Below are 25,734 nucleotides of genomic sequence, written 5' to 3' on the forward strand. Positions count from 1 at the left end.
ATAAGGTTCGTTGCTCAGATAGGAATTAAAGGCATCTGCCTTGCCGTCAACCAAATCATGAATTTCATAACTGCTGGGGATGACATGAAGGCGGCTTATGTCTATGCCTTCATTATTGAACATGGCGACAAAATCAGCATCCATGGTTTGATTGATCAACATGACTTTTTTTCCGACTAAATCAGAAGGGGAAAGAATTCCGGCATCTTTGCGTGCGAGCAAGACGTAAGGAGAATGTTGATAGATCGCAGCCAAGGCGACAAGCGGTGCGCCGCGTAACCGTTCCAGTAATAGCTCGCTATTGGCCACGCCATATTGGGCATGGCCTTGAAGGACTTCCTGTACCGGTTTTTTATCCGGCATGCCTTCGTGGATAATGACGTTGAGTCCCGCGTCTTTGTAATAGCCTTTTTCTAACGCGGCATAATAGCCGGCAAATTGAAACTGGTGATGCCAGCGTAACTGTAAATGGATAGATTCAGCCGACACCACAAAGCATTGGCTTATCAATATTATAAAAAGCATGATACGGGCTTGCATCATATTGAGGCAATCCGCTTTCTATGCTTGATAGTCACTTTTTATTGTATCGATATATACGCATAACCCGACAACCTCAGCCAAGAAGAACCTGATGCACGTTATGTTTGCATTTTCGTGTAATTGAGATTAAAAACAAGCTATCGCCTTTAACTGTATTTGTTTGTATAGACATAAATAAAAATCCTAAATAATAAATTTGACTTTCAGTAAGTTGCTAAAGCATTTAAATCCATGGATATCATTGTGTTTTTAATCTAAGTTGTACTGTTACACAAGTGCCGGACAATAGAGCGTCTACCCCCTTTAATCAATACGCATTATTACCTAGTAGGCTGGAGATTTTAGTTGTGAGTTTGACACAGCCTCGGCCAAAACCGGACTTTCGTAAATTGATGCCACTATTCGGCTATTTTGTATTTTCATCCGAATTGAATTACTGATTGACCTTCTCAAGGTATTGGCAATGTATTACCGGAGGAGGATACTTAGGATGACCTTTTTCCAAAATAGGCACAAATCATGACCACGACTAAAAAACTCAAATGGCTTTTATCGCTGGTGCTGATTTTCGGCGGATTTACGATTTATAAGTTATTTGAGGGGCTGGTCCATAATCCTGCCTACCAAGAACATGAATGGATATTCAAAATCATTTCGGAATTTGGCCTGTTCGTATCCGTCGTCGTTTCGGTTGGTTATTTTCACCACTGGTTTATCTCTGCTGAAGAGCACAAGGAGTCCGAAATAAGTTTGCGTGAAACGCTTTCCAAGTACGTCGATAGTATTTTGCTGAATTCCGTTAAAAGAGGATTTTCCGGTATCACCAATAAAGAATTCGATTTCAGCCAAATTATGCAAGGATTAAAACCGGGGGATTATGTTTATTGGCTGATCACCTTCGACCCTCGTTTCAAAAACAAATCGCGGGAACTGGAGAATGGGATAAAAAATGGCGTGCATTTCAGGATGTTGATTTTAAAAGCCGATTGCCGTATCGGCGAATTGCGCGCAACGGAAACGACCGGCTTTAACCCGCACGAATTCAACGAATACTCCAAATTATTCAAAATTTCGCTTGAAGATGTGATTAGCCGCATAGGAGATAAGATAACGGGGTCGTTAGGCGTTTTTGTTTACGACGGCCTGCCCTGCATTCCCCTGTTTATTATCATCCGCAAAGAGTCCAGGAAAGTTGAAGTTTATAGCAGTTATTATTTAACCGAACCGGTTTCGAAAATGCCTTATCTGCATTGGGAAACGGGGCTTAATGCCAGCGACCAGACTTCGTTCGAATCGGACCGCTGGAATATGGCCGAGCTGTTTCTCGACTATTTCAAAACACGCTGGGAAATGGAAAAAGAAAAAACTTATGGCACCGCAGAAAAAGAACCCGTTGAAAATAAAGATTTCATTTATGCTCCAGCCTCGGCCAGAGAAAAATGTACTGAGCTTTTTATTGAATAAAATAGCCTTTCCCTGGATTTTAGCCCCATAGGATAGAGTGAACGCCGGACATCAACGGCATGTCCGGTATCTGGAAAACCATGTGTAAAGAACCGCCGATGAGGAGGACATATGACCAAAGATGACGTAGCCCACTGGGTACTGGCACATCCCTTAGCTCCGATCCATGTGGATTGCGCTATTGCCGTGATGCTGAAAATCCTCGACGGCAAATGCAAAATGAGGACAGAGGAAAAGCGGGTAATGGAACTGCTTTACGACGAGGTAAAAATACACCCCGGCCATCTGCTGGATACGGCACTCCACCTGTTGATTGCGCAAGCCCGTGAACATCGTGATGAAGCAATAAAAAGCATCATCTACGAAAAACGCCTGCTGTCGGAAACGGCCATCTCCCGGCCTGTGATGAAAGGCTTTAAAGCCATGATCCGGCAGGAGGGCTTACTCGTCGTAGCGCTGGACGAAGAAGAGGATGCCTCAGGCACTACATAGGTAGAGCCTTCCAGTAGCAGGGCTACGCTTCCGATTACCGCATGTTTTATGTCAATTTAACTTTACGACAGAAGAGTGTGTTATGCCAACCTCCTTCATTTAGAAAGTTGAGCATCGCGTATTTCATATAAGTATTGATACGGGTTGTATATCCAGTTCGAGTTTTGATATTTTAAGAGCACTTCTAAGTAAGCATTCACACTAACCAGTATTATTTGACATAGAAGAATGAGCAGCTCAACTCACCAAAATGAGTAGTCCGTTAGGGCGATTAATTCGGTTCCTTACTCATTTTAAAAATCACTATGAGCATACGACAAATTATTTTTTGTGACATCTGCAATCCGCGAGGACTAAAAACGGTAGAATTTCGCCGGGCATACAGAGAAAATGAATCTACGGGTCGACGTATTACTGAAAGCCGCGCATGGCTAGAGGGTGAAATTACCGATGCCGTTGAAAATGGCTGGCTTTGCACATCGGATGGTCAACATATCTGCCCTATCTGTAGAATAAGACACGATTCATAGTAGATATTAAATTAGCTGGTTCAAACGTTATATGACAACATTTACATAAGACTTGTATTAGCGGCTTCCAGAACATCGATAATTTCATTGCACTCTATTACGCTTTTATCTTCATTCACAATATAGTCCGCCAAGGCAGTAATTGCACTCCAATTTGATTTTTCATTAATAAAGCTGAATGCCGCCAAAAATAACTCTGTGATTTTTTGTTGCCTAAGCCCTGAATTTGGAGGAAAACATTCAAGATACTCGTTGATATGCTCTAAATCGGAAGCACCACCAAAGTAATGCAGGTCATTTAAATGTATGAAACCAGGGTTAATCAGTTCTCCCTCCCGGAGAGAGAGATATTTTGCTTCAGCCAAAGGACCTACCAGTATGTTGATCATATCTGCTTCAAAAGCGCGTTGATAAGCAATTATCTGTGCGGAGGAAAAACCCTTTGTTGCCTCAGCAATTGAAGATGGTAACGTATGAATTAAGCGGCCACCGTCTATATTCGCAATATAATTAATAGTAGATTTACTTATAAATGATTGAAAGTCGTCATTTCCCGGAGTTATAAAGATCTGAAAAAAAATAGGCGGCAGGCTTTTTTGTTTGTTACCCAGATAAATAGCCGTTGCGTGCCCAGCTTCGTGAATAGCAACTTTCTTATTTACTTCTTGATGAGTCAAATTTAACGCTTTGTTGAAAATGTGATTACGCTTCATGATATTAATCCAGTAATATGATGCATTAAATTGTTTCGAATTGAGCTTTTTATTAGTACATTGATTCTCGACAGCTTTAAGCGAGCATGTTCAATCTTAAAATTTTTTTATTAATGGTTTCTTAAAAGAATCTAAATAATAGGTCAACTGCTTTATTCATAGGCACGAGGAAGGGCACTCCATAAAATGGATACTTGCTTCTAAATGATCGTTTCGCTTTCTTAGCCGATTATCGCATTAGGCAATAGCCAGCCAAATTCAGACGGATGGTCAATTTAAATTTCACTCTGCCTGAAGTCGACTTTTGACCGGCCTAATCATCATACATTGAACCGTATCACCGTTATTCCACTTAAAATATAGTCGACTAACAGTATCAAAAGCGGCTTAAATATCACTATCATATTGTTTTATATTAATTGATTTTAGATTAGAAATAGATATTGAACATAGTAACTATTAATCACCGTTTTACATTCAAGGAGCCCTATTATGCAAAAAACTATTGGTTATGCTGCTCATAATTATAACTCTCCACTGGTACCGTTTAATTTTGAGCGGCGTGATCCTACGCCGACCGATATCCAAATTGAAATTCTCTTCTGCGGGGTTTGTCACTCTGATATTCATCAAGTGCGCAACCAATGGAGTAACTCGGTGTTTCCGATGGTACCCGGCCATGAAATTGTTGGCAAAGTGACAAAAGTAGGTAGTGAGGTAACCGATTTTAAACCCGGAGATACCGTTGGTGTGGGTTGCCTGGTTGATTCCTGTAAGACGTGTCCGGATTGCCACGATAATCTGGAACAATTCTGTAATAACGCGGTATTTACTTATAACAGTCCCGATAAACATACCGGCGGCAGTAACTACGGCGGCTATTCCGGGCAGATCGTCGTCAATCAGGATTTTGTGCTGCATGTTTCGGATAAACTTGATCCGGCAGCTGTGGCCCCATTGCTATGTGCGGGAATTACCACTTATTCTCCGTTAAAGTACTGGAACGTAGGCAAAGGAGATAAAGTCGGCATCGTTGGTTTAGGCGGACTCGGCCACATGGGGATAAAATTTGCCCATGCGTTTGGCGCGCACGTCGTGCTTTTTACCACTTCACCGGGCAAGGCGGAAGATGCCAAACGACTCGGAGCTGATGAAGTGGTGATATCCAAAAATTCGGATGAAATGCAAGAGCATCTTGCCAGTTTTGACTTCATACTTAACACGGTGGCTGCACCGCATAATCTGGATGATTACACGGCATTACTGAAGCGCGATGGTACGTTATGTTTGGTAGGCTTGCCTGATCAGCCGCATCCGTCACCCTTTATAGGAAACTTGATTTTCAAGCGCCGCCGTATTGCCGGTTCTTTGATTGGCGGCTTGAAGGAAACTCAGGAAATGCTCGATTTTTGTGCTGAAAACGGCATCACTTCAGACATCGAAATTATCCCGATCCAGCAGATTAACGAAGCCTACGAGCGCGTCTTGAAAAGCGATGTAAAGTACCGCTTCGTTATTGATTTGGCAAGCCTAAAACAGCCGATAGATTAGAGAATTTCTGTCGCATTAAGCTCATTAGGTGCAATCTGCTAACCACTTTTTGCACCTTACACAACAAACCTGTCTGCCACCGAATCGTCAAATAGCTGGGCTTCTTCAAAAATGAGTCCGGCCCCGTAGAATACGAACCTCATCCCTTAAAAAAACCGTTTTGCAGGAACTTCTTCGCCATCCCGGTTTACTTACTGGGCTACTGTTTGCTGATGGTTTTCCGGTTTAAAATAAAAATCTGCCACAAACCACGTTAATAACTGTAATTCTCATCGTTAGAGCCTGTGTCAAAATTATACTCATCCTCAATATCGGAGATTTGCGATTTTCTACGCTTTAAAAAAAATCTATTGCCTTCAGGTGACTCCAAAATCATTTCAACACTGCCGCCTAAAATAAAGTTATAAGAGAGTATTTTAAAATCATTAGACATACCCTGAACCTTCACATGATTGCCTATCACCCAAACGCTGCTCATACCGTTTTCTTCTTTTAATAAAATGAATATTATGAAAAATAAACTTAGTGCCACTCTAAGCTACACAGTGAACTAAATGGCGATTTTTCAAAAAAAGCATGAAAAACCCGATTTCTAACTAAGTGTTAACTGATTATAATCTATTTTTAATGATTGAAAAGACCAAGTTGAAAGATACTCTTCTTTAAAAAATAATTAGTTACATAATTTATTTAAACTATTTTATGAAAATGTGATCTCAACCGATATATCCTTGATGATTGGTACGGCTTGATGGCAAATTACAAATATGCGAGCCCTTAATATGGAATGGAACGCCCTGAAATTTACATGTTAAACTTTACAATACAAACCCAAACGCAGTTCTGATTAAAAACCTTCCTTCCTATGCCTGAGTTACCCGAAGTTGAAACTACCTGCCGAGGCATTGCGCCGTATATTGAAGGGCAAATTATTAAACAGGTAATCATCCGCCAGCCAAAACTGCGCTGGCCTGTGCCTGAAACACTCAATCAAATCTTACCAGGACTCAGCATTCAATCAGTCTCCAGAAGAGCAAAGTACCTGCTGCTCTCCACGACTGCCGGTACAGTGCTCTTGCATTTAGGTATGTCCGGCAGTTTACGGATTATGTCTACGGCTCAGACAGTCGGTAAACACGACCATATCGATTTTATTTTTAATGATGGAACGATACTGCGTTTTAATGATCCCCGACGGTTTGGCGCGGTGCTATGGACAACGGAACCCGCTGCCGAACATCAATTGCTCAAAAATTTAGGCCCCGAACCGCTGTTATCCGATTTCAACGGAGAACTGCTTTACTCATTATCCAAGAACCGCAAAACACCTGTAAAGTCATTCATTATGGACAGCCATATCGTTGTGGGAGTTGGAAACATTTATGCCAATGAAGCCTTGTTTATGGCCGGCATACAGCCAACGCGACAAGCGGGCAAGATTTCTTTAGCGCGTTATCAAAAATTGGCTGAGTGTATTCGTGTGGTTTTACAACAAGCCATTCAGCAAGGCGGTACAACGTTGAGGAATTTTGTCAATGAAGCCGGAAAACCCGGTTATTTTCAACAGCAACTCAGGGCTTATGGTCGTTCGGGATTGCCCTGTGTCAGCTGTAATCAGCCGCTAACAGAAATCAGGATAGCTAACCGCTCAACCGTATTCTGCGGTAATTGCCAGCGATAAACAGCTTAGATCAGGCGACTCTCCGGCCACAGCTAACGCGCCTACTTTTTGATGCTCTGCACATTCTGTACCCATACAGTCATGCCCTCACCTCCGGTCTGGTTGGTTCCTATTGACATAAAAAAACCGCCCTGAATTTACAGCAAGGCGGTTTTTTATTTTATGCTAACCAGCAAGGACTGCCAATGATTGGCAGTCCACCACCTCACTCGACTAAGGCGCCATCGTGCACACTCCGCTATTGTTCTTTGTTACGGTCACAGTTGTATTTCCGGTAATCGCATAGGATTTTGAACAGGTATTGCCCCCGCTAAGCGTTGCCGACACAGTATAGGTTCCCGCCACCAAGCCTGAGCAAGAAGATCCGCCGTTACAAGTACGGGATACCACAGATCCGCTACCATTCGCCGCATTTACGGTAATTGCATAGGTAGGGGTAACAGTACAAGATTGATGGGTATAGGTACCCGCCAAAACGCCGTTATTACAAAAACGCAATTCACTGGCACACGTACTTGGCGATAGTACGCTGGACGTCAGGTATGCAGTCGTTGAACCGCCGCTGGCAATGGTTGTGCTCCAAGGCGTGGTACAAACCGGCCCGGTACAACTTGCCAAGGCGACAGACGTCCCTATTGCTGAGGCTGGGATAGTCGCGCTGGTGCCAGACACTACACCACCGCCGCTACAAGTACCTGTTGCGCTCAGCGTACCCGTCCAATCGTCAGATACAGTACATGTTGTCCCCGTACATGAAGTGAATGTTCCAGTGGCAGTACTACCTAAAGCGGCAGTGATACCTGAAACGGTTCCTGTGCCCTGCGTATTGACTTCAACTTCAATATTGCGCGTAGTTTGAACATTGCAATTTTCAAAGGTGCCGCTGCCGCTCAAGATACCGTCCGTACAAGTGCGCACGACAAAAGCTGGACATGAATATCCGGCAGGTACGCTTGCAATGCTATAGGCATTTACGTGGCCTCCATTGGAAATAACTGCCCCCCCTGCAAACGGTGACGCACAGTCAGCTGATGTTGCAATATTGCAATACTGTTCGGCATAACTGCCGGACAACGTACCCGCCGTGCATGTGCGTATTTCGGCGTTTTGGCACGTATTAGGCGGAACAGCAATGTTCCCGTAAGGCTCGGCTTCGCTTAGATATGCGGTTACAGTATGTCCATTCGTAACAGCCGCTCCCCAGGGTGTAGTACAGTCATTAGAAGGTGTGGCTGTTGCCGTAAAATTTGCCAACCAGTTACAGGTAGTCGCATCTGTTTTTGTACAGGTTGCGAATACCGCATTAGGAGTAATCGTGGGATATTCATTGCTACCGCCTTTAATATCGACACTTGCCGTACCAGACGGCACCGCGCACGCATAAGCAGTTGCGGGAGAGGTAGAGTGAGTATTATTGTTAAGATAACAGTTTCCCACATCGGGAATCATCAGCTTTAACTTGGTTGCGCTACCGGTGACAGTTCCGGTAAGCGTTTTAGCCGTACCGACAGCACCCACAAAATCAGTTACCGCTAAAACCGTATTGGATACGCTTTGATCCAGCGTGTTAAATATCTCCCTGGGGGCAAGTCGAATACTGTTGGCCGTAGCTTTAAGATTACATAGCTGATTTGCTGTAGCACCCGTTCCTCTTGAAATAACCAAAAAATTATGATTGGTATAGGAGTGATTAATGCCTTCTGTTTTTTGATCATTAATCAAAGACACAGTATTGCGTTTTATTCTTCGCGCCGCATAAAAACGTTTAGTGACCGAATACAGATAACTTTCATTTAATACTTCGCTGCCGCTGGCAGCTAATAAAGGACTGGCAGCAGGATCTGCGGTATCCTCAAGAAAACAGACTTGCTCTCTATCACCCCCTTGGTCATCCACGCCTATTAGGCCGACATCGCCGTATTCGCCGCCGGGGCCGACGTTCCTCTCGTTTATTTGATCATCCGAGACAATGTTATCGGCAAAACATCCATTTACACCGTTGGCCGTTGCATTACAATTCCCGGCATAAATACATTCATAAGGCCTGCGTCGATATTGATCACTGCCTGAGCCTCTAACCACCGTTATCGGCCCGTTATAGCAATCACTGACTGAACTTGATGTCCATGCGACCTTAATGTTATCGAAACCGTTTGAACTCGTTGAATGGACGGTACCGGCAATGCGATGAACCACGCCGCCAAAATGATTCTGAATGTGCGTACACGTATTAGTATCGCCACACAGAAAAACGGCAATAACGCCCTCCTCTATAGAGCTTAATACGCTATGCGTTGCTGTATAATAGTGCGACCCGGTTGCCACCTGAGTTAAGGTTATCGTTGTCCCACCGGCTGCAGGAGGGACGGTAACCTGTACGGTCGCATCAACACCTGCACTTCCGACTGTTTCCAAATCAAGATCGGTTATCGCCAAACTTGTTCCTATTACACTTTCGGCTGCCGCATCTTCAGAGGCGTTTTGTCTGGGACTTGCGACCGATGTACTGCCTCCTGCATTGGTTGCCGCATACTGACTAGCTTTTGCAGGATCAATCCAGGCCATTTCAGTTACGACATTAACGATTTCATCGGCATCGTTACTGTCGTCATCGCCGTTGCCATCCCAGCCTACTTGCACGGATATTCTTTTTAAACTGGGGTCGCCTACTGCAAACGGAGGAACAGGCGGTGCAACATTTGTAATTGTCCAGCTTCGGGTAAAACTGGCATTCGTACCCACGATAGGATTGCCGGTATCCGTGAAAGATCCGGCAACAAGGATGTCGTTATAGCCGGTTGCAGGAACATTAGTATTGGTTATGGCAACAATATTTCTAAATTGCTCCAGCTTTTGCTCTGCAAGCACCAGAGCCTCTGAGCGCATCTTACTCTCGCCGCTGCTGGAAACAAATTGACCCTGTAAAGAAGCAACGGCAAGCAAGCCTACGGCAACCACAACGGTCGTGATTAATACCTCAATCAGGCCGATGCCTTTTTGTGTTTTTATTGAATGTTTCATAGCCATGGCCTTTTAATGAACAATAAATGAGGGTTACCAGTCACGCCACGATCCGCCAACCACAGAAGTCAAACCCTTCGGTGGATTAGCAGCCCCCCCTTCAATATTTTGCCAGAAAACCAGGCTTATGGTGCCGGTGCCGCCGACGATGGGAGAGCTTGCAGGCAACCCTGTAGCCAAGTTGGTGCCTTCTACAATATTGGAACCTATAACCTGGGGCGTACCGGCTATAGTGTATGTGCCTGCGACATACAGTACGCCGTAGATAGTAGCGCCACCTCCAAGGGTAAAATCGCCGTTAATTATTACAATAGCCGGAGCAGTGAGGCTGCCAATAGTGCCGCCATTCATAGATTGGTTCCCTTCAACCCAGATAAGCCCTGATTTAACAGGGGAAGTGACCGCACTGCTCATCGCGGTGTAAGATTGACCTGCGCTATTTGCCATTGCTTTCAATTGCTCGCGCGTGTCGACATTAAAAAAATTCTTAAAAAAATCCAAACCGATTAGAGTGCCTAAAGAAGGGTCGCTATCGATAATATCCAGGCCATTGCCTAAGTTATTATTTGAAACTAACTGCGTGTTATTGTCCTCGTCTGTATCGAGTAATTGGGTTTGAGTCAGAGTGCCCACCACCGTCGGATCTTTAATATAGGTTTCCATTGCCGATGAACTGCCAATCGACACAGCATCGCCTGACCAGATAGTGGTATTGGTGTAACGATTAATAATTCGGGCATTTCCGGTTAATGCAACATTGGCTTGAGCAATCAGAGGTTGCTGGGGTCCGGCATTTCGCAGCACCGGCAAGGTAACAACGCATTGGCTGATGGTTCGGCTTGCAAGCCCGTCGTCACTAAAACCCGTGGCCGTAATCAGGCCGCTTCTCATGGAAGGCGTTGCTCCCGCCGCTACACAGCGAGTACCTGCAGCATTGTTAAACGTCAGCGTTGCCGTTGTAGTTTGCCTGCCATCGGCTGACGCCAAGCCAGGTACCGTAACAACATCTACGATGCTATCACTGCCAGCGGCCCCAGCAACGGTAACTTGATCAAAGCCACCGTTATCAAAATAATTGACCCCATAATCCATTGCGTAATTAGCCGCTGCGACTGCTTGAGCCGTCCTGTAGTTATCGGCGGCTATTTGGGTTTCAACCAGAACCGTTTTTGAGGTGGTTAGCGTTACCAGTGTTATACCCACCAATATTATCAATGCAGTAAATAAAGTAGCAGCGCCACGCTGGTTGTTTAAATTCGGCTGTATTACTATTTTCATCATCGAGCCTCTTGAAGCACTACCGTTATTGAGTAAAAATACGATCGTTTCTCACTTTTACAGTGCCGTTTAATGTTTTTGTGACGGTTGTGTCGGCAGCCAACTGCCCCGTCAAAGCAATGTTAAACTGGCGGGATTCAACGGCTTTTTCCCCTGAAGCCAAATTTGCTGCCGTAACTACTGCTGCACACGTCGTGTCATAGGAAAGAGAAGTTGTAACATTCAGGCATTTATAGGCTGTGGTAAATGTCAGGGCTGTGATGTTGACGTCCTGCGGAACGGTAAGAGCGCTCCATCCTGTACCGGTACAATTAGCCGTAGCCTCCGCCGTATCGGCAGAACGTATGCTTATCGCCCCACTTTGAAGTTTAAAACCGTAATATTCGCCATTGTTAACAATACCATCGCCATTGACTGCTAATGCCGACGGGGCATCATACGAATATAAAATACAGGCTGCTGTTGGAATTTGTATATTGGCAGCACCTGCTATGAACGGATTTGTCGAGCTGTCGACACCGTCCGTGGCCCCCCCCCAATAGCCCGCTCTAGTAAGGTCATTAACCATCAGTAGCATCACTGATTCAATATCATAATTCAACCGGGCAGAATTAATGGTATCCGTGCTTCCTTTTACCGTATTGACGTACATGCTAATAGTCGCCGAAAGAATGACCAAACCTATCAACAAGGCAATCATGATTTCTATGAGTGTGAAACCGGTTTGTTTTTTCATAATCAATTCTCTGTGCGGGGTTATTCGCTGCAATCTTCTTTACCAGGCAAGCCTACTTTACCTGTCGGCATGGGGTTGGTTTCTGTGGAGGGCGAGCAAATTCTTATCCGCCCAACCCCACTAAAAACAACTCGTGCCGCATAACCGTCAGTGCTAAACGTTACGCCATTTGCGCCGATTGTTCCGCGTCTAAAATCAAAAGTGCTGTTACCACTCGCTGAAACCATATTGGTGGTATTAAAACCAGTGCCTGAAACAATTTTTATATCGCAATAATCGGCATCTGCTGTATCGGTTTCAGTACAATCGCAACTTGTTCTGGTTGTGGGAATATCTCTTGCCAATCCATAACACCATGCACCCGCATCACCTGTTATACGGGAAACTATGATGCCTGTGCTTTGTTTGATTGCTTCGGTTCGCGCAAATTGCATATCCGACTGGAATGACTCAAGCGCTTTTTTTAGGCTGTTGGTCTCAATCATATCTTGATAAGAGGGGGCGGCTATCGCCGTAAGAATGCCAACGATGGCAACGACTATCATTGTCTCAAGCAGAGTAAAACCGGCATTTTTTTGTCTGTTCATGTCTATCTACCTTTTTATGTAGTCTGAGTATAGATTACTATTGTTTTTAATCCGTTAGCTAATCTACATTTTGTCCATTAAATTTAAAGGTTATGCCATTTACCTTCGCTAGTTATCGGTTATGCTATATTTGCTTCAATAAAATAACTTTGAAAAGGTGGAACAATGTATACATTTAAACGATCTTCCGGTTTTACTTTAATGGAATTGATGATTGTAGTAGCTATTATCGGGATTTTGGCGGGTATTGCTTATCCTTCGTATACGGCATACGTAACCAAAGCAAAACGTTCTGATGCCAAGGCTGCACTTTTACAGGCGCAAATAGCACAGGAAAAATATAGAGCTAATAATCCTACTTACGGCACACTGGCACAAATAAGCGCTAGCAGTACCTCTCCTGACGGTTATTACACAATTGCTATATCAGGCACCCCAACAGCCACAGCTTACTTAGTTACTGCCGCCCCGCTGTCTCCATTTGCAGATGCTACATGCGGCACTTTTGCTGTTAATAAAGACGGCAAAACGACTTCGGCTAGCGTTCAAACAACTGCCGCAAAAGTGACTGAGTGCTGGGGGGCATAACTTGTCAGTGCGGTAGATGCTCTGTTCAAGGTCAAGCTTATTTCGTTGACTTTTATGATTATTCGACAGGCGGCGGGAGAGATAAAACGGTGTGGTCGAAAGGTTTGTCATACTTCAGTATATTGCAAGATGAGTACTTAAAGCAGGCGCTTCAGGCTACGTCGATTTATTAGGCGTCCTATTTTCGAGCTTTAGAGTTCTTGGATTAACCACCGGTTACATATCCGATGGTTTAATAAATGCAGCGAGCGTTATCCCGCGTTAGCCATACCGATCAAGGATTACAATGCCCACTAAGGCGGGGATATGGAAGCCGTGTCATTACCCTTCCCCGTCTTGGACGCTTTTAAATCCACCAACAATCCGGAAGCCTTGCTATCCGCTGTTTTATTCAACAAAGGCGCTAGCGTGGGCTCCAGAAACTTGATTATTTGTACCGGCAATGAACTGGTAAAGTGATAACGCTCGGCATTCGGCCCCGCTACATAAGCGGTCATTACTCCAAAAAAACGATCGCCCAGAAAAAACGTAAAGGTGGCTGCACGACTGATGAATATCGAGTCGATCAAGCGCCCGCCTGCCCCCCATATTTCACGGCGATGATCTCCGGTTCCGGTTTTGCCTCCCACCGACAACGGTTTGCCGTCGGCACTCTTATAGATACCTCTGAGTCGCCCTGCCGTGCCTGCCTCGACCACGCCGATCAGCGCGCCGCGCGCCGCTTTCGCCGCTTCGGGTGCAAGTACTTGCTGGCCATTCTCAGGCAATTTATCCAGCACTGTTTCATAGGGTGTCGCTTGGGCATAGTGCAGACTGTCAAACCGGACTGTCGGCAATCGTAAGCCGTCATTGCGCAAAATGCCCATCAGTTCGGCTAATGCAGCCGGACGGTCACCCGACGCGCCGATGGAGGTTGCGTAAGAAGGCGTTAACGATCCGAACGGATAACCCAAACGATCCCATGCAGTATGAATCTGTTTAAACGCCTCATCCTCCAGCAAGGTCATGATACGCCGTTGCTGGGCATTTTTTCTGTTGCTTTTAAACAGCCACCGGTAGACATTCTGCCGCTGTTCCGTACTCGCGGTAATAACTTCGGCACGGGTGGCATCGGGATGATGAACCAGATAACTGACCAGCCACAATTCGAGGGGATGAACTTTGGTGATATAGCCCTGATCCTGTAAATCGAAATTTGCCGGTGAATACTTCTGATGAAGTTGCTCAATATCCTTGGCATCCAGGTTAGTAGCGGATAAATGGGCATTCAAATAACTACTAAGCGCGTGAGTATCTGCATCCGGATAAACGGCTTGGTAAAGCATGGTCAGGCGTGATGGCTTGGCAAAAACTCTCTGGGTAAGCAACTCCATGATTTCGTCGGTCGGCTTGCCGTGATACTTGTCGTAAAAACGTCTTAAATAAACCAGGCCTTCCTTATCCGCAAAGCGTTGCAGATACTCCATGCGTCGGGGATCATCAGGAATTTCCAGCCATCTCGCTATACCTTCCGGTTTATAAAGATGATGATAAACCAGATCTCGCATTAATCGAATGAACACCAGATTCACCGAATCGCGTAACGCATCCCGCACCGACATGATTTTTTGATTTTCATCCGGGGTGAAATTGTTAAAACTATGTACGCCTCCGCCGGTATAAAAACTTTCATAAGGACTGGCTGAATAACGTCGATCCAGAGCCTGATTAAGCAAATCCTCCAAATTTATTTGTCGATTCGCACGCACTTGACTGATAACCCATGCCGATAAATAATCACGCGGGTGCAATTCAATCCGGCTCAGTTCCTGCACCGACTGGTCTTTATACTGCTGATAAATCTCGGTAACCAGTTCCAGATAATGCACCATAGTACGTAACTTGGCGGTTGAGCCCAGATCAAGCCGTATGCCTTCGTTAATATCGAGTGGCTGGTCATAATTATCGGTCTGGATGCGCAACAGATTGCCCTTTTCGCCGCGCTCGAACAACATCAGACTATAAACTATCGGAGCAAGATCGATATCTTCATTGAGCATTCTAAAACCCACTATGCCTGCGGCTCTGGCTTTATCGGGCTCGCTCAACTGGCGCAATGCTTGGGTGATTGCCTGTTGAGTACCATAATCGAGCGTAGTTTTAACGGTTAAATCAAGACGGTCCAGCTCATAGTTGGACTTTACGCCCAGCGTCCGGGCAAGACGGGTGCGCAACACATTCTGGGTCTTTTGTTCGGCCATAAATTTGACCGGCACTTGATCCGACTTAGGAAGTCGAACTGTAGTCGCCTGCAAGGCCGCATCCCGTAGCGATGTTGAAATAACGCCCTGTTCTGCCAACACACGCAAATAACTGTCGGTAAGGTTTTGCAGCACGCCATAACCGGCCCCTAAAAGATAGGAAGGTCGTCTTTGCGACAACAGGATGCTCAGCACCTGTCGGTAGGCTTGCGCCTGTTGCGGAGTAACCTGCTCAGTTGAATTGATAGCTTTAGATGTCACCGTTCCCTTACCGGTTGCGACACTTCCGCCATCCATGGCAGTCGGTCGCACAGGTTCCCTACCGGTTGCGACACTTCCGCCATCCATGGCAGTCGAACTGAGTAGTTGATTGACTGTGTTAAAATCGGCGCCAAACCAAGCCGACAGGCCATCACCCAAGCCATGTATCTCGCCTAATTTTGCAGTTGCGGCAAGCGGCATGGAATTTAAATAAGTAAGGGCGATTTGCCGTCTCATTTCACGCGTATCCGGCCCCCGCAAATAGGCGCGTATCGACGCACTGGCCATTTGGCGAAGCTTTTCGACCATGGACTCGGTATAGCCGTCCGGCGAATGTCGGTACTTTTCCAACTGCGTAGCCAAAGTACTGCCGCCGGGTACATTGATGTCCGCGCCCAGTTTTCGCGCCATCATTTGCAATGCGGCAAAGCCCAAGCGATCCCATTCCACCGCCGGATTAATATTTTTGTGATTTTCGTCAAGCAGCTCGCGATTTTCTATAAACAGCAAGGTGTTCAACACCAGCGGCGGGATAGCATTAAAATCGGAATAACCGTGGGTGGGATAAACAGCGCTAAATATTGTTTTGTTGGCGTGATCAACGATGCGAAGCCCGGTGCGGGTCTTCTCTTGATAAATCGGAAACAAGCCGTAATCATCGACTAGCCGGCTCATCATCGGCGAAATAGACGCTTGCGTGGTAACGCTATAACCTGACTTCTCCAGGCGTGTAATCTCGTCCGACAGTAGCGTGTAGCCCAAGCGCTGGTCGTAAGGACCATGATCCGGGTAACGTATTGTCAAGCTATGCCCCGGCTTGAGTTCAGAACTTAATTGCTTGCTTATTTCGGACAGGTAACGCGCCTGATATTTAGAGGTCTGTACCTCTTTTTTTACCAGCGTGGTAACCGCTATTCCGATTACAAAACATCCGCCCAAAACATAAAGCAGCAGTAACCGTGAAAGCGCTCGCTTATGCATTCTCATTACCGGACATTAACCTCAAAACGAATTCCCGGTTCTTTCATTACGGGACTACTCAAGCATTCTGCCTTCAGTATTAATATCAAAATAATTACATCTCTTTTGTCAGTTGGAATTCCAGCACCCACAAGGGTCAAAATGACGAGTTCCAAATCTGCCTGTACTCACGACGGTATGGACAAATATTTGATCCCCGGCAATGCGGGAGCAGCGTAGCGGTGTGCCGAGTAAACGCTCAGGGATTAAAACCCGCTCCCATTGATCAACATTATATATGATCAATTATAACCACTCGAGAGCAACAATGGTAATCGAAAGGAAGTTTGTTGATTTTGACGACTCTCCTGTTTACTTCTCATTAAGCTTTTACATCAAAGCAATCGCAACGTTACAATTAGTATAATTACCGGACGTTATTTATCCTGAAATCAACCCTTGCCACACTGCTCATAGTCACTATTTAAAACCATTATGTCCGAATCTTATACCCGCTTTCGCGACATCTCAGTCAGCGAAAGAATTTTAAACACTGTATTTCTGCTAACCGTAGGACTTGGCTATCTGGTTGCCCTGGGCAATCTGTATTACACCCATCAAGGTCGTGACGGCGTAGCGGGCCTATCTATTGCCGATGTCACCATTAATTATCACGGTTCAAACGATCAAACACGTTTGGGCTCTGCCATTAACGGTATCATGGAACCTAACCTGAAATATAAAAACGATAAGGAGGTCATTTTAAAATGGATTCAGGAGGGTGCCGATGAACCCGATTATAACCAAAAAATCGCCCCGATATTAAACCGCGATTGTATTAAGTGCCATACATCCGCTATCAATCCATCCCTACCCGATTTAACCAATTATGCAGGCGTATCCGAAGTGGCCCATACCGGTGGCGCATCATACCCGCGCTTAATCAGGGTTTCTCATATCCATTTATTCGGCATTGCGTTTATTTTGTTTTTTATCGGCAAGATTTTTCTGCTTTGCGACATCAACGTGATCGTAAAAAGAGTTGCCGTAGTTATCCCTTTTGCCGCGATGCTATTGGATGTCCTGTCGTGGTTTATTACCAAATCGATTCCTTCATTTGCCTACGTGGTCGTTGCCAGCGGCGCACTAATGGGGATTTCGATGGGAATGCAAATTTTGCTCAGCGTTTATCAGATGTGGTTTTATGTCAGAGATAAAACTGAATCATGAAAATAAATTCAAATTCGTCTATGCAGGGTATTGTTGAAATTCTTCACATCCGCATACGCATCAACGATAGGAAGAACACGAAATTTTAAAACTATTCGCCCCTTTCCTCGTTGAGTAACTACCCGCACCAACGTTCACGATATCTGATCGGAATCAAAAGCCGGCTTTGAACGACCAAAAACAAAGATGCTGGAATTCAAAGCTTGCTTGGCAATTCTAAATACCACGTTTATAGCAAGATCGAGGGAATGAGTATTTACTTTTTTCTTCGTGCTCTTCGTGGTGTTATACCTCAAGTTGATGCGCATGCTATAAACACCGCGCCTCTCCCCGTTCATGTATAATTCGGCGCCATGAGCATTATAAGAAAACTTGCATCTCAGACTGCGGTCTACGGCCTCAGCAGTATTTTCGGGCGCTTCCTCAACTATCTGCTGGTGCCGCTGTATACCTATTACTTCACAGCGGCGGAGTACGGAGTGGTGTCGGAATTTTATGCCTACGCCGGATTCTTTTCCGTGTTGCTGCTGTTCGGATTTGAAACCGGCTATTTTCGGTTTCGCGATAAAGAGCGCACAGGCCCCGATGTTGCCTATTCTACAGCGCTGATATTCGTAGTACTGATCAATCTGGGCTTTTTTGCATTGATACTGTTGATCAATACGCAGCTTTCGGCGGCGCTAAACTACGCTCATCATCCCGAATATGTGTTGTGCTTTAGCATGATTTTAATCCTGGACGCTGTTGCCGCCATTCCGTTTGCCCGGCTACGTGCAGAAAATAAAGCATTCCGCTTCGCCGGCATAAAGATATTCGAAATAGGGGTAACCATACTGCTAAGCCTGTTTTTCATCGTCTACTGCCCCAAAATCTACGCAGAAAATCCCGAGTCATGGATAGCGCCGATCTACAACCCCACGATAGGCATAGGTTATATTTTTATCGCCAATTTAATAGCCAGCGCCTTTAAGTTTTTGCTGCTTGCGCCCCAGTTATCCGGTCTTGCCTGGGGTTTTGACCGGGCATTATTCGGCCGCATGGTTCGCTATTCATTGCCGATGGTGGTGATCGGTTTCGCCGGAATCATCAACGAAATGCTCGACCGCGCCCTGCTAAAGTACCTGCTGCCTTACGACTGGCAGACCAACATGAAAATGCTGGGCATTTACAGCGCCTGTTACAAATTATCGATTTTGATGTCGTTGTTCATTCAGGCCTTCCGTTACGCGGCCGAGCCGTTTTTCTTTGCTTATGCAGGCAAAAGCGATGCCCGCCAAGTATACGCGTTGGTGCTCAAGTTTTTTGTCATTTTCTGCGTCTTCATCTTCCTGCTGGTAACCTTATTTATCGATTTCTTTAAATATTTTGTCGGCGACGAGTTTCGCGCCGGTCTTGAAGTGGTGCCGATTCTGCTGCTGGCTAATCTATGCCTGGGCATTTATGTTAACCTGTCCATCTGGTATAAATTAACCGATCGCACCTTGATGGGTGCATTCGTATCTTTAGCCGGAGCGGCGCTGACTATCGTGCTCAATGTCTGGTGGATACCGCTGCTGGGTTATGTCGGTTCGGCTTGGGCGACGCTGGCCTGTTACGGCAGCATGGCTATCGCCTCGTATCTGTTGGGACAAAAATATTATCCGGTCGATTACGACGTTAAACGCGTGATCGGTTATATCGGACTAGGCATCGGCTTGTATTTTGCTCATGGGCAACTGTTGATGACTATCGCTTGGCAGCCATGGCTATTGGCCAGTGCATTAATGCTGCTTTATGTTCTGATTACCGCACTATGCGAAGGTCGTCAGCAGCATAGGTTAAGTTAGTAAGTGTTGGGGTAGCACTAACCTGCACTCTACGAAGATTTCGTTTGCAGCGAATTCTTTTTTAAGCCTCGGCACCTGCATTGCCCTATCTCTTGCGTAACCCGCAGGGATGTGGAGAATGCAGATTTTGCATTAACGCCATGGATAGCGTGTAGTAGGGTAATGCAGGAGCGATTAACGAGGAGCAAAAATCTGTCCATACAGTCGACCAAACTATAACTTATGACAAATAATATGGAAGTCAAAGCGCGCCTTATCGGCGGTCTCATTTTACTGCTGCTGGGCAGTTGGGTTTTGCACAGTTTTCTGGCATTGCTGGTGTGGGCAGTGGTACTGGCTATTACCACTTGGCCGATTTATCAACGCCTGCTGGCCTCCAGCAAATTACACGGCAAAGTCACGTGGGGAGCTTTGCTGCTGACATTACTGATCGGCGCTCTTATTCTTGTACCTTTAGGTTATGGTTTGAGCCGGTTACTTCATGAAGTGCAATCACTCGGACAAATCCTGACCGAAGCGCAACATGTCGGCATTCCACCGCCTGTCTGGCTGGAAACTATACCCCTGATAGGTCAATGGGCAAAAGATAGCTGGATGAATGCCTTGGGCAATCCGGTCGCGGCCAATGACTCTTTGCACTGGTTGGGAACCGGAAGCGCTATTACCTATACCAAGGACTTCGCAAGCCAACTTTTACACCGCTTCTTCGGCTTTTTACTGACATTGTTGGTGCTGTTTTTTGTCTATCAACACGGCACAGGGCTGAGTCAATATGTGCTTGCGACCAACCGAAAAGTGTTTGGCGAAACCGGCGTCCGTTATGCCATTCATGCCACGGCGGCGGTGCGCGCCACGGTCAACGGCCTGGTGCTGGTCGGCTTGGGCGAAGGTTTGCTGCTGGGTGTAGGCTACGCGTTAGCCGGATTGAGTCATCCGGCCATGCTGGGTGCATTAACCGGTGTCTTTGCGATGATTCCGTTTGCAGCCAAACTGATCTTCGGCGCCTGCGCACTGGTGCTGGTCGCCGAAGGACATATGGTGGCGGGAAGTTCGCTGTTTGTGTTCGGCGTGGTGGTTATTCTGCTGGCTGACAATTATGTACGTCCCAGATTAATCGGCGGTGCGGTTAAACTACCGTTCATCTGGACGCTGCTCGGCATTTTTGGCGGACTGGAAAACTTCGGTTTGCTGGGTTTATTTTTAGGACCTACGCTAATGGCGGTACTGATCTCGATCTGGCGCGACTGGGTTATCGATATGAATAAACCGGAGACAACTGCATGGGTGGTAGATACTGAAAACAGCGCCCTACAGGAAGTCATTACCGAAACAGAGCAAATGCCAAGCTCATCGCCAACAGAATTCGACGACGGACAATAACTGCGCTGTACCGCCTCGTTTATTGCGTTGACGATGAGGCACTGTTGGCGGTCGAACAGGTTTAATTTATTTTTGACCGTCGCGGACTTGTTTCACAGCCTTTACCGCATTCGCCGCATCAATCCTGAAATATAGCAAATATTGCAACGGGTTGAATAAAACACCACGGTGATCTCCTTGAAAAAACTGGTCTTTTTTAATATAAATAGGTTTGAAAACCTATAGACTGAATATATCGAAAATCAGATAATAGTTTTTTGTTTTATGCTCATTACTTTGGACAAATAGCCCCAAAAATCGCCGGGGAGGAAACGAAACATGAATCTATATGATTTTCGACGCAACCCGCGCAGGTCGACAATGACCCGGCGTATGGCTGACAGACGCAAGATTCCTTATCCATTCGGATCGCCAGAATGGGTGGAAAATATAAAAAATCATTATCTGGCTTGGCCAAAATCGAATCGTCGCGATATGAGCAGACGCAGTGATGAAAGACGCGCAATTGAGCGTCGGCAACAACTGCTTTCCGAACAACGCCGTTCCGAAAAAAAATATTCCCCGATTTTACTGACGCAAGAAGAAAGAAAGCTGATTGAAGACTTGTACCTGAGTGACCTGGATTAGCAGAGTTATTCGAACCAAGAATTGGCTTACCCCACTTTTCATGTCTGATCTTATGCCTCAAAATAGCTGCCTTTCGGGCAAAATGCTGATGATATCTAATTCAGCCATGAAACGCTGACCCTCTTTTTTCAGATAAAAAGTTTTAGCGCATGCTGAGCATAGTAAGGGCGACCGCAATTATTTTTTCAAATTTCCAGCATGTAATCCGCATTCTTTTTTCGCTCCTGACTCCCACCACCAACGGCCTGACCTTTCATGTTGATTAGGCAGTACGGGACGGGTGCAGGGTTCGCAGCCTATGCTGATAAAGCCTTTTTCATGCAGTTCGTTATAAGGCACCTGATAGGCTTCAATATAATCCCAGACTTGCGCCGAACTCCAGTTAAGCAAGGGATTAAATTTAACCAGTTGATGCTCGGCAGTTGAAAATGCCGTGTCTATCTGCACTTCGGGAATATCTTGTCGGGTGTCCAGGCTTTGATCTTTACGCTGACCGGTAATCCAGGCGTCTAAATGAGCCAGTTTGCGTTTTAGCGGTTCAACCTTGCGGATACCACAACATTCCTGATGGCCGTCTTCATAGAAGCTGAACAGACCTTTCTTTTTAACAAAGTTATCCAGTACGTCTCGGTCCGGCGTCAATAATTCAATATCGATTTGGTAATGTTTTCTGACCTTTTCCATAAAACGATAAGTTTCAGGATGTAAGCGTCCGGTATCCAAGGAAAAAACCTGTATGTCTTTTCTGATAGCCAAAGCCATATCGATCAATACCACATCTTCCGCACCGCTGAACGAAATGGCAATATTATCGAACAGCTCCAGCGCTTTTTTCAGTATGACGCGTGGATTTTTTTTATCCAGATCGGTTTGTAGTTGCTCTATATCAAATGTGGTCATCATGTGTTTGCCTTATCGCTACGACTGCCATGAATGGCAGGAAGTGTCGCAACCGGTAAGGAACCGGTGCGACCGCGTGTGTCACTGCTAAGTTGTTCCTATCTGGGGCAAGTTCATCTGCCAACAACCCACATCAACTTAATGATAGTGCCCACGAATAGCCAAGTTACGCTTGCAAAAAATACTGCTTCAGAAAATAATCAAAAGGCATTTGCTTGTTCTTTTCGATTTCCAGCTGTTTGTCATGAGATAGCGCCGCCATGTCATTAAACTGCTGCGTATTGATCTTATCCAGTTTATTGAGCTTAAAATACTGACCATGTTCGATGGAGGCATTTAATGCGAAACGCGAAAACGGCTGCCTAAGCTGCGTCATCTGCTCCAATATGCGTGCAGATGCGGTTAAGTCAGGATTTTCAACTAACAACTGCTGCTTTTCCAAAGCGGAACTATAGTGCTTTGCCGCATCATCTTGATCAAGAATTGCGCACACCGGCTGCATGGATTCAAGAATTCCAGCCGCCCAATCCTTTAGAAGAATTTGTTGGTTATTTTTATTAAGTTCTAATCCCGGTTTTCTACCAAAGTTGGCAACAGCCAATTGATTGGCATTGTTAACCTGCTGCTCCTGATCTGACGTTTTCGGACTGTCCTGCAACAAGCAAGCGAGCAATAGCGCCTCAATAAAACGGGCTTTATCTTCATCGATACCGATAGGGTTAAACAAATCCAGGTCCAGCGAACGCATTTCTATGTAACGCACCCCGCGACGTTTAAGCGCCAGAGTCGGTTTTTCGCCGGATTGAGCAATTTGCTTAGGCCGCATAGTGCTGTAAAACTCGTTTTCAATCTGCAAGATGTTGCTGTTCAGTTGACGGTATTCGCCGTCAACCAACGTGCCGATTTTTTCATATTCGGGATAAGGCGTGTTAATGGCAGCGCTCAAGCTACTGACGTAACCGTCTATAGAGTTGTAATCAATTTTCAGATTAGCCTGATTTTTACTCTTGTAGCCGATGTCGCTCATGCGTAACGACGTCGCATAAGGATGATAAAGCGTGCCATTGTCAAACGCTTCAAATTGCGTCATCAATGCCGGGCGGCTGTTGAAGAAGTTTTTGCAGATGGCTGGCGATGCGCCGAATAAATACAGAATTAACCAGCCCATACGCTGGAAATTCCTGATTAGACCAAAATAGGCTTCGTTAATGAACTGCTCCAGGCTCAGCGGGCTGCTCTTTTCTTTATGTAGAACAGGCCACAGGGCTTCAGGCACCGAATAATTAAAATGAATGCCGGCAATGGACTGCATGGTTCTGCCGTAACGATGCCATAAACCGTGGCGGTAAACATGCTTCATCCGGCCTATATTGGACGACCCGTATTCAGCGATGGGGATGCTTTCATCGCCATCAATGCCGCAGGGCATACTTGCACTCAGCAAAATTTCATTATCCAAATGCTGATAAACAAACCGGTGTATGTTATGCAAATAGTCCAGCGAGTCTTTTACATCGGCAAACGGCGGGGTAATCAATTCGATCAGGGCTTCAGAATAATCCGTGGTGATATACGGATGCGTCAATGCGGAGCCTAACGCTTTGGGATGAGGAGTTTGGGCGATGAATCCGTCTTTGGATATGCGCAGGCTTTCTTTCTCAATCCCTTTAAGGCCCCCGCAAAGCAGTTGATGATGGCCGTTTGCAGTAAGTTGATCCAAACGTGTTGAAAGCGCGTTATTCAAATTAGTCATAGAATGGGTGCATGCCCTGTAGTCCTTATATAATCGAGTCATTATAAAGGGTTTAACTGATTGAAGAAATATTATCGCGGATACAAAAATGAACCCGGAAGTTTATTTTCAAGTAGGGGTATCACGCTTAAGCGGGACAGATGCAGAAAAGAGTTGCAAATAAAGAACGACGCAAAAATCTCCGCTCGTTGGCATAATGAAAAGCTGATTCACAATCAGACCAGCTTCTCAAGTAATAAATATCCCGGCTTTATTTCGATTCGATGGGTCCACCAGGCGCCTGGCCCGCAGGAGTAGTATTCTCAAGACTCGGAGAATAAACCGTGTCAGATTTTTTGTCGGAAAGATCAACGGTACTTGTATTTTGATTTTCTGCCGGCTCGGGTGAACTTTTGTTATTACTAAGATCAACTACAGACGTATCATCTGCTGCGAAAGAGGAGAAGCTTGTCATTGCAACAAGCAATCCTGTCAATAAAATTTTCATTGTTTTTCCTTATCGGATTAAGAGTCTCTCAGAGCGAGGTCAGCATACGAATGAACTATGCTTAGATCGCTTATTGAATAAAATTATCACTTGAATTTCAGGACAATTGTTAGCCCGTCATAAAATAACATAGCCCCAACCTACGTTTGAAAGTCTGATAAGTCATTTTCCGTTTTCTACAGCCTGACGTTGGGCATCTCCACTCCATCTTTCCTTCATACTCTCTGTTTGATCCTGGATACTCTGCACATTTTGAGCATCGCCAGGAGCTTCACCGCCGGTATTGGGGTCGGTGCCAATGGTTACGTTGTCGGTGTTGCTCGTATTATAACCACCATTGGCTTCGTCTGCTGATGCAGCGGTTACGATACTCAATGTCATGATCATGGCACATAGAGCCATCAAAGTATTTTTTTTCATATTAATATCCCCTGTTTGTTTAAGGCCGAAATAAAGAATTTTATACGGCCGCCTGCACTTTACTCTGCATTAACAGATGGAGTCAAACAGATGCATTCAGTATTTAAACAAGAAAAAAATTCTTGAGAAAATATAGTTTTGTAAGGCTTTACCATAATCCGTTCGCTTAATAAAAACTTAGATTCAACTCATAAGTGCAATCGGCACTAATCGGAAAAGAAAAAGGTTAGCTGATATAGTTTCGGGCTTTTTTCAATCCGACCAAAGACGAGAAAGCGCATGAGAAACTATAAACAGCTAAGCCAGGCACAAAGATACCAGATTAAGATATTAATTACAGCGGGGAAAAACCAGAAAGAGATAGCAGAGTTATTGTGCCTATCGGGATCTACCGTGTGCCGGGAGCTGAAACGCAATCGAGGCAAAAAGGGCTACTTCCCACAGCAGGCGCAAATAAAAGCGGATA

Annotated in this window: 22 protein-coding genes; 10 read left to right on the forward strand and 12 right to left on the reverse strand. The window is 45.4% G+C overall.

Translation table 11 applies throughout. The annotated features are described in order from the left end of the window. Positions 1-525 (reverse strand): ABC transporter substrate-binding protein (locus Q8L79_RS13350; RefSeq protein WP_305272051.1); only part of this gene is annotated, 525 nt, incomplete at its 3' end. A gap of 537 nt (positions 526-1,062) precedes the next feature. On the opposite strand from Q8L79_RS13350, the gene Q8L79_RS13355 reads away from it, so the two are divergent. Then, positions 1,063-2,007 carry a hypothetical protein gene (locus tag Q8L79_RS13355; protein ID WP_305272052.1) on the forward strand — a complete coding sequence of 315 codons (945 nt, stop codon included), beginning with the start codon at positions 1,063-1,065 and terminating at the stop codon, positions 2,005-2,007. A gap of 111 nt (positions 2,008-2,118) precedes the next feature. Next, positions 2,119-2,499, forward strand: coding sequence for a hypothetical protein (locus Q8L79_RS13360; protein WP_305272054.1), 381 nt, complete (start codon positions 2,119-2,121; stop codon positions 2,497-2,499). Between the two features lie 571 nt (positions 2,500-3,070). On the opposite strand, the gene Q8L79_RS13365 is transcribed toward Q8L79_RS13360, so the two are convergent. Then, a complete protein-coding gene (locus Q8L79_RS13365) occupies positions 3,071-3,742 on the reverse strand; it encodes a hypothetical protein (protein WP_305272056.1) in 672 nt (223 codons plus the stop codon). Positions 3,743-4,234: 492 nt separating this feature from the next. Between Q8L79_RS13365 and Q8L79_RS13370 the strand changes: the two genes are divergently transcribed. After that, the gene (locus Q8L79_RS13370) at positions 4,235-5,293 is read left to right on the forward strand and encodes an NAD(P)-dependent alcohol dehydrogenase (RefSeq protein ID WP_305272060.1); all 1,059 of its coding nucleotides are present in this window, start codon (positions 4,235-4,237) and stop codon (positions 5,291-5,293) included. Between the two features lie 253 nt (positions 5,294-5,546). Here the strand turns inward: Q8L79_RS13370 and Q8L79_RS13375 are convergent, their stop codons facing one another. Further along, complete coding sequence (locus tag Q8L79_RS13375; RefSeq protein WP_305272061.1) at positions 5,547-5,825, reverse strand: hypothetical protein; 279 nt, start codon at positions 5,823-5,825, stop codon at positions 5,547-5,549. Between the two features lie 333 nt (positions 5,826-6,158). On the opposite strand from Q8L79_RS13375, the gene mutM reads away from it, so the two are divergent. Continuing rightward, positions 6,159-6,974: a bifunctional DNA-formamidopyrimidine glycosylase/DNA-(apurinic or apyrimidinic site) lyase gene (mutM, locus tag Q8L79_RS13380; protein ID WP_305272063.1), complete on the forward strand. Its 816-nt coding sequence runs from the start codon at positions 6,159-6,161 to the stop codon at positions 6,972-6,974. A 213-nt stretch (positions 6,975-7,187) separates the two neighbouring features. Here the strand turns inward: mutM and Q8L79_RS13385 are convergent, their stop codons facing one another. Genes Q8L79_RS13385 through Q8L79_RS13400 form a run of 4 tightly spaced genes read right to left on the reverse strand, consistent with a single transcriptional unit; the run spans position 7,188 to position 12,596 of the window. Further along, positions 7,188-9,995, reverse strand: a complete 2,808-nt coding sequence (locus Q8L79_RS13385; RefSeq protein WP_305272064.1) for a hypothetical protein — start codon at positions 9,993-9,995, stop codon at positions 7,188-7,190. A 33-nt stretch (positions 9,996-10,028) separates the two neighbouring features. Continuing rightward, positions 10,029-11,276 carry a hypothetical protein gene (locus tag Q8L79_RS13390; protein ID WP_305272066.1) on the reverse strand — a complete coding sequence of 416 codons (1,248 nt, stop codon included), beginning with the start codon at positions 11,274-11,276 and terminating at the stop codon, positions 10,029-10,031. Between the two features lie 22 nt (positions 11,277-11,298). Beyond that, positions 11,299-12,009: a prepilin-type N-terminal cleavage/methylation domain-containing protein gene (locus tag Q8L79_RS13395; RefSeq protein ID WP_305272068.1), complete on the reverse strand. Its 711-nt coding sequence runs from the start codon at positions 12,007-12,009 to the stop codon at positions 11,299-11,301. 20 nt (positions 12,010-12,029) lie between these two features. Continuing rightward, a complete protein-coding gene (locus Q8L79_RS13400; RefSeq protein ID WP_305272069.1) occupies positions 12,030-12,596 on the reverse strand; it encodes a GspH/FimT family pseudopilin in 567 nt (188 codons plus the stop codon). 165 nt (positions 12,597-12,761) lie between these two features. On the opposite strand from Q8L79_RS13400, the gene Q8L79_RS13405 reads away from it, so the two are divergent. Next, positions 12,762-13,184: a type IV pilin protein gene (locus tag Q8L79_RS13405; protein ID WP_305272070.1), complete on the forward strand. Its 423-nt coding sequence runs from the start codon at positions 12,762-12,764 to the stop codon at positions 13,182-13,184. Positions 13,185-13,477: 293 nt separating this feature from the next. On the opposite strand, the gene Q8L79_RS13410 is transcribed toward Q8L79_RS13405, so the two are convergent. Continuing rightward, positions 13,478-16,672: a transglycosylase domain-containing protein gene (locus Q8L79_RS13410; RefSeq protein ID WP_305272072.1), complete on the reverse strand. Its 3,195-nt coding sequence runs from the start codon at positions 16,670-16,672 to the stop codon at positions 13,478-13,480. Between the two features lie 468 nt (positions 16,673-17,140). Between Q8L79_RS13410 and Q8L79_RS13415 the strand changes: the two genes are divergently transcribed. The 4 genes from Q8L79_RS13415 (at position 17,141) to Q8L79_RS13430 (ending at position 21,708) form a co-directional block, all read left to right on the forward strand. Then, positions 17,141-17,875 (forward strand): hypothetical protein, encoded by a 735-nt coding sequence (locus tag Q8L79_RS13415; protein WP_305272074.1) that lies wholly within the window; start codon positions 17,141-17,143, stop codon positions 17,873-17,875. A gap of 353 nt (positions 17,876-18,228) precedes the next feature. Further along, positions 18,229-19,701, forward strand: a complete 1,473-nt coding sequence (locus Q8L79_RS13420) for a lipopolysaccharide biosynthesis protein (RefSeq protein ID WP_305272076.1) — start codon at positions 18,229-18,231, stop codon at positions 19,699-19,701. A gap of 222 nt (positions 19,702-19,923) precedes the next feature. Then, entirely contained in the window at positions 19,924-21,081 is a 1,158-nt protein-coding gene (locus Q8L79_RS13425; RefSeq protein ID WP_305272077.1) for an AI-2E family transporter, read from the forward strand. 318 nt (positions 21,082-21,399) lie between these two features. Further along, complete coding sequence (locus Q8L79_RS13430) at positions 21,400-21,708, forward strand: hypothetical protein (protein ID WP_305272079.1); 309 nt, start codon at positions 21,400-21,402, stop codon at positions 21,706-21,708. A gap of 177 nt (positions 21,709-21,885) precedes the next feature. Here the strand turns inward: Q8L79_RS13430 and Q8L79_RS13435 are convergent, their stop codons facing one another. From Q8L79_RS13435 to Q8L79_RS13450, 4 genes are all read right to left on the reverse strand, one after another. Next, positions 21,886-22,608 (reverse strand): phosphoadenylyl-sulfate reductase, encoded by a 723-nt coding sequence (locus Q8L79_RS13435; protein WP_305272088.1) that lies wholly within the window; start codon positions 22,606-22,608, stop codon positions 21,886-21,888. Positions 22,609-22,774: 166 nt separating this feature from the next. Continuing rightward, positions 22,775-24,361 (reverse strand): glutamate--cysteine ligase, encoded by a 1,587-nt coding sequence (gshA, locus tag Q8L79_RS13440; RefSeq protein WP_305272081.1) that lies wholly within the window; start codon positions 24,359-24,361, stop codon positions 22,775-22,777. A gap of 250 nt (positions 24,362-24,611) precedes the next feature. Then, entirely contained in the window at positions 24,612-24,848 is a 237-nt protein-coding gene (locus tag Q8L79_RS13445; RefSeq protein ID WP_305272082.1) for a hypothetical protein, read from the reverse strand. A gap of 162 nt (positions 24,849-25,010) precedes the next feature. Next, on the reverse strand, positions 25,011-25,268 hold the full coding sequence (locus tag Q8L79_RS13450) for a hypothetical protein (protein ID WP_305272084.1): 258 nt from the start codon (positions 25,266-25,268) through the stop codon (positions 25,011-25,013). A gap of 279 nt (positions 25,269-25,547) precedes the next feature. Between Q8L79_RS13450 and Q8L79_RS13455 the strand changes: the two genes are divergently transcribed. Then, positions 25,548-25,734, forward strand: a 187-nt coding sequence (locus tag Q8L79_RS13455) for a helix-turn-helix domain-containing protein (protein WP_305272086.1), incomplete at its 3' end; no start/stop codon positions are given.

The organism is Methylobacter sp., from assembly GCF_030680395.1.
Lineage (GTDB): Bacteria > Pseudomonadota > Gammaproteobacteria > Methylococcales > Methylomonadaceae > Methylobacter_A.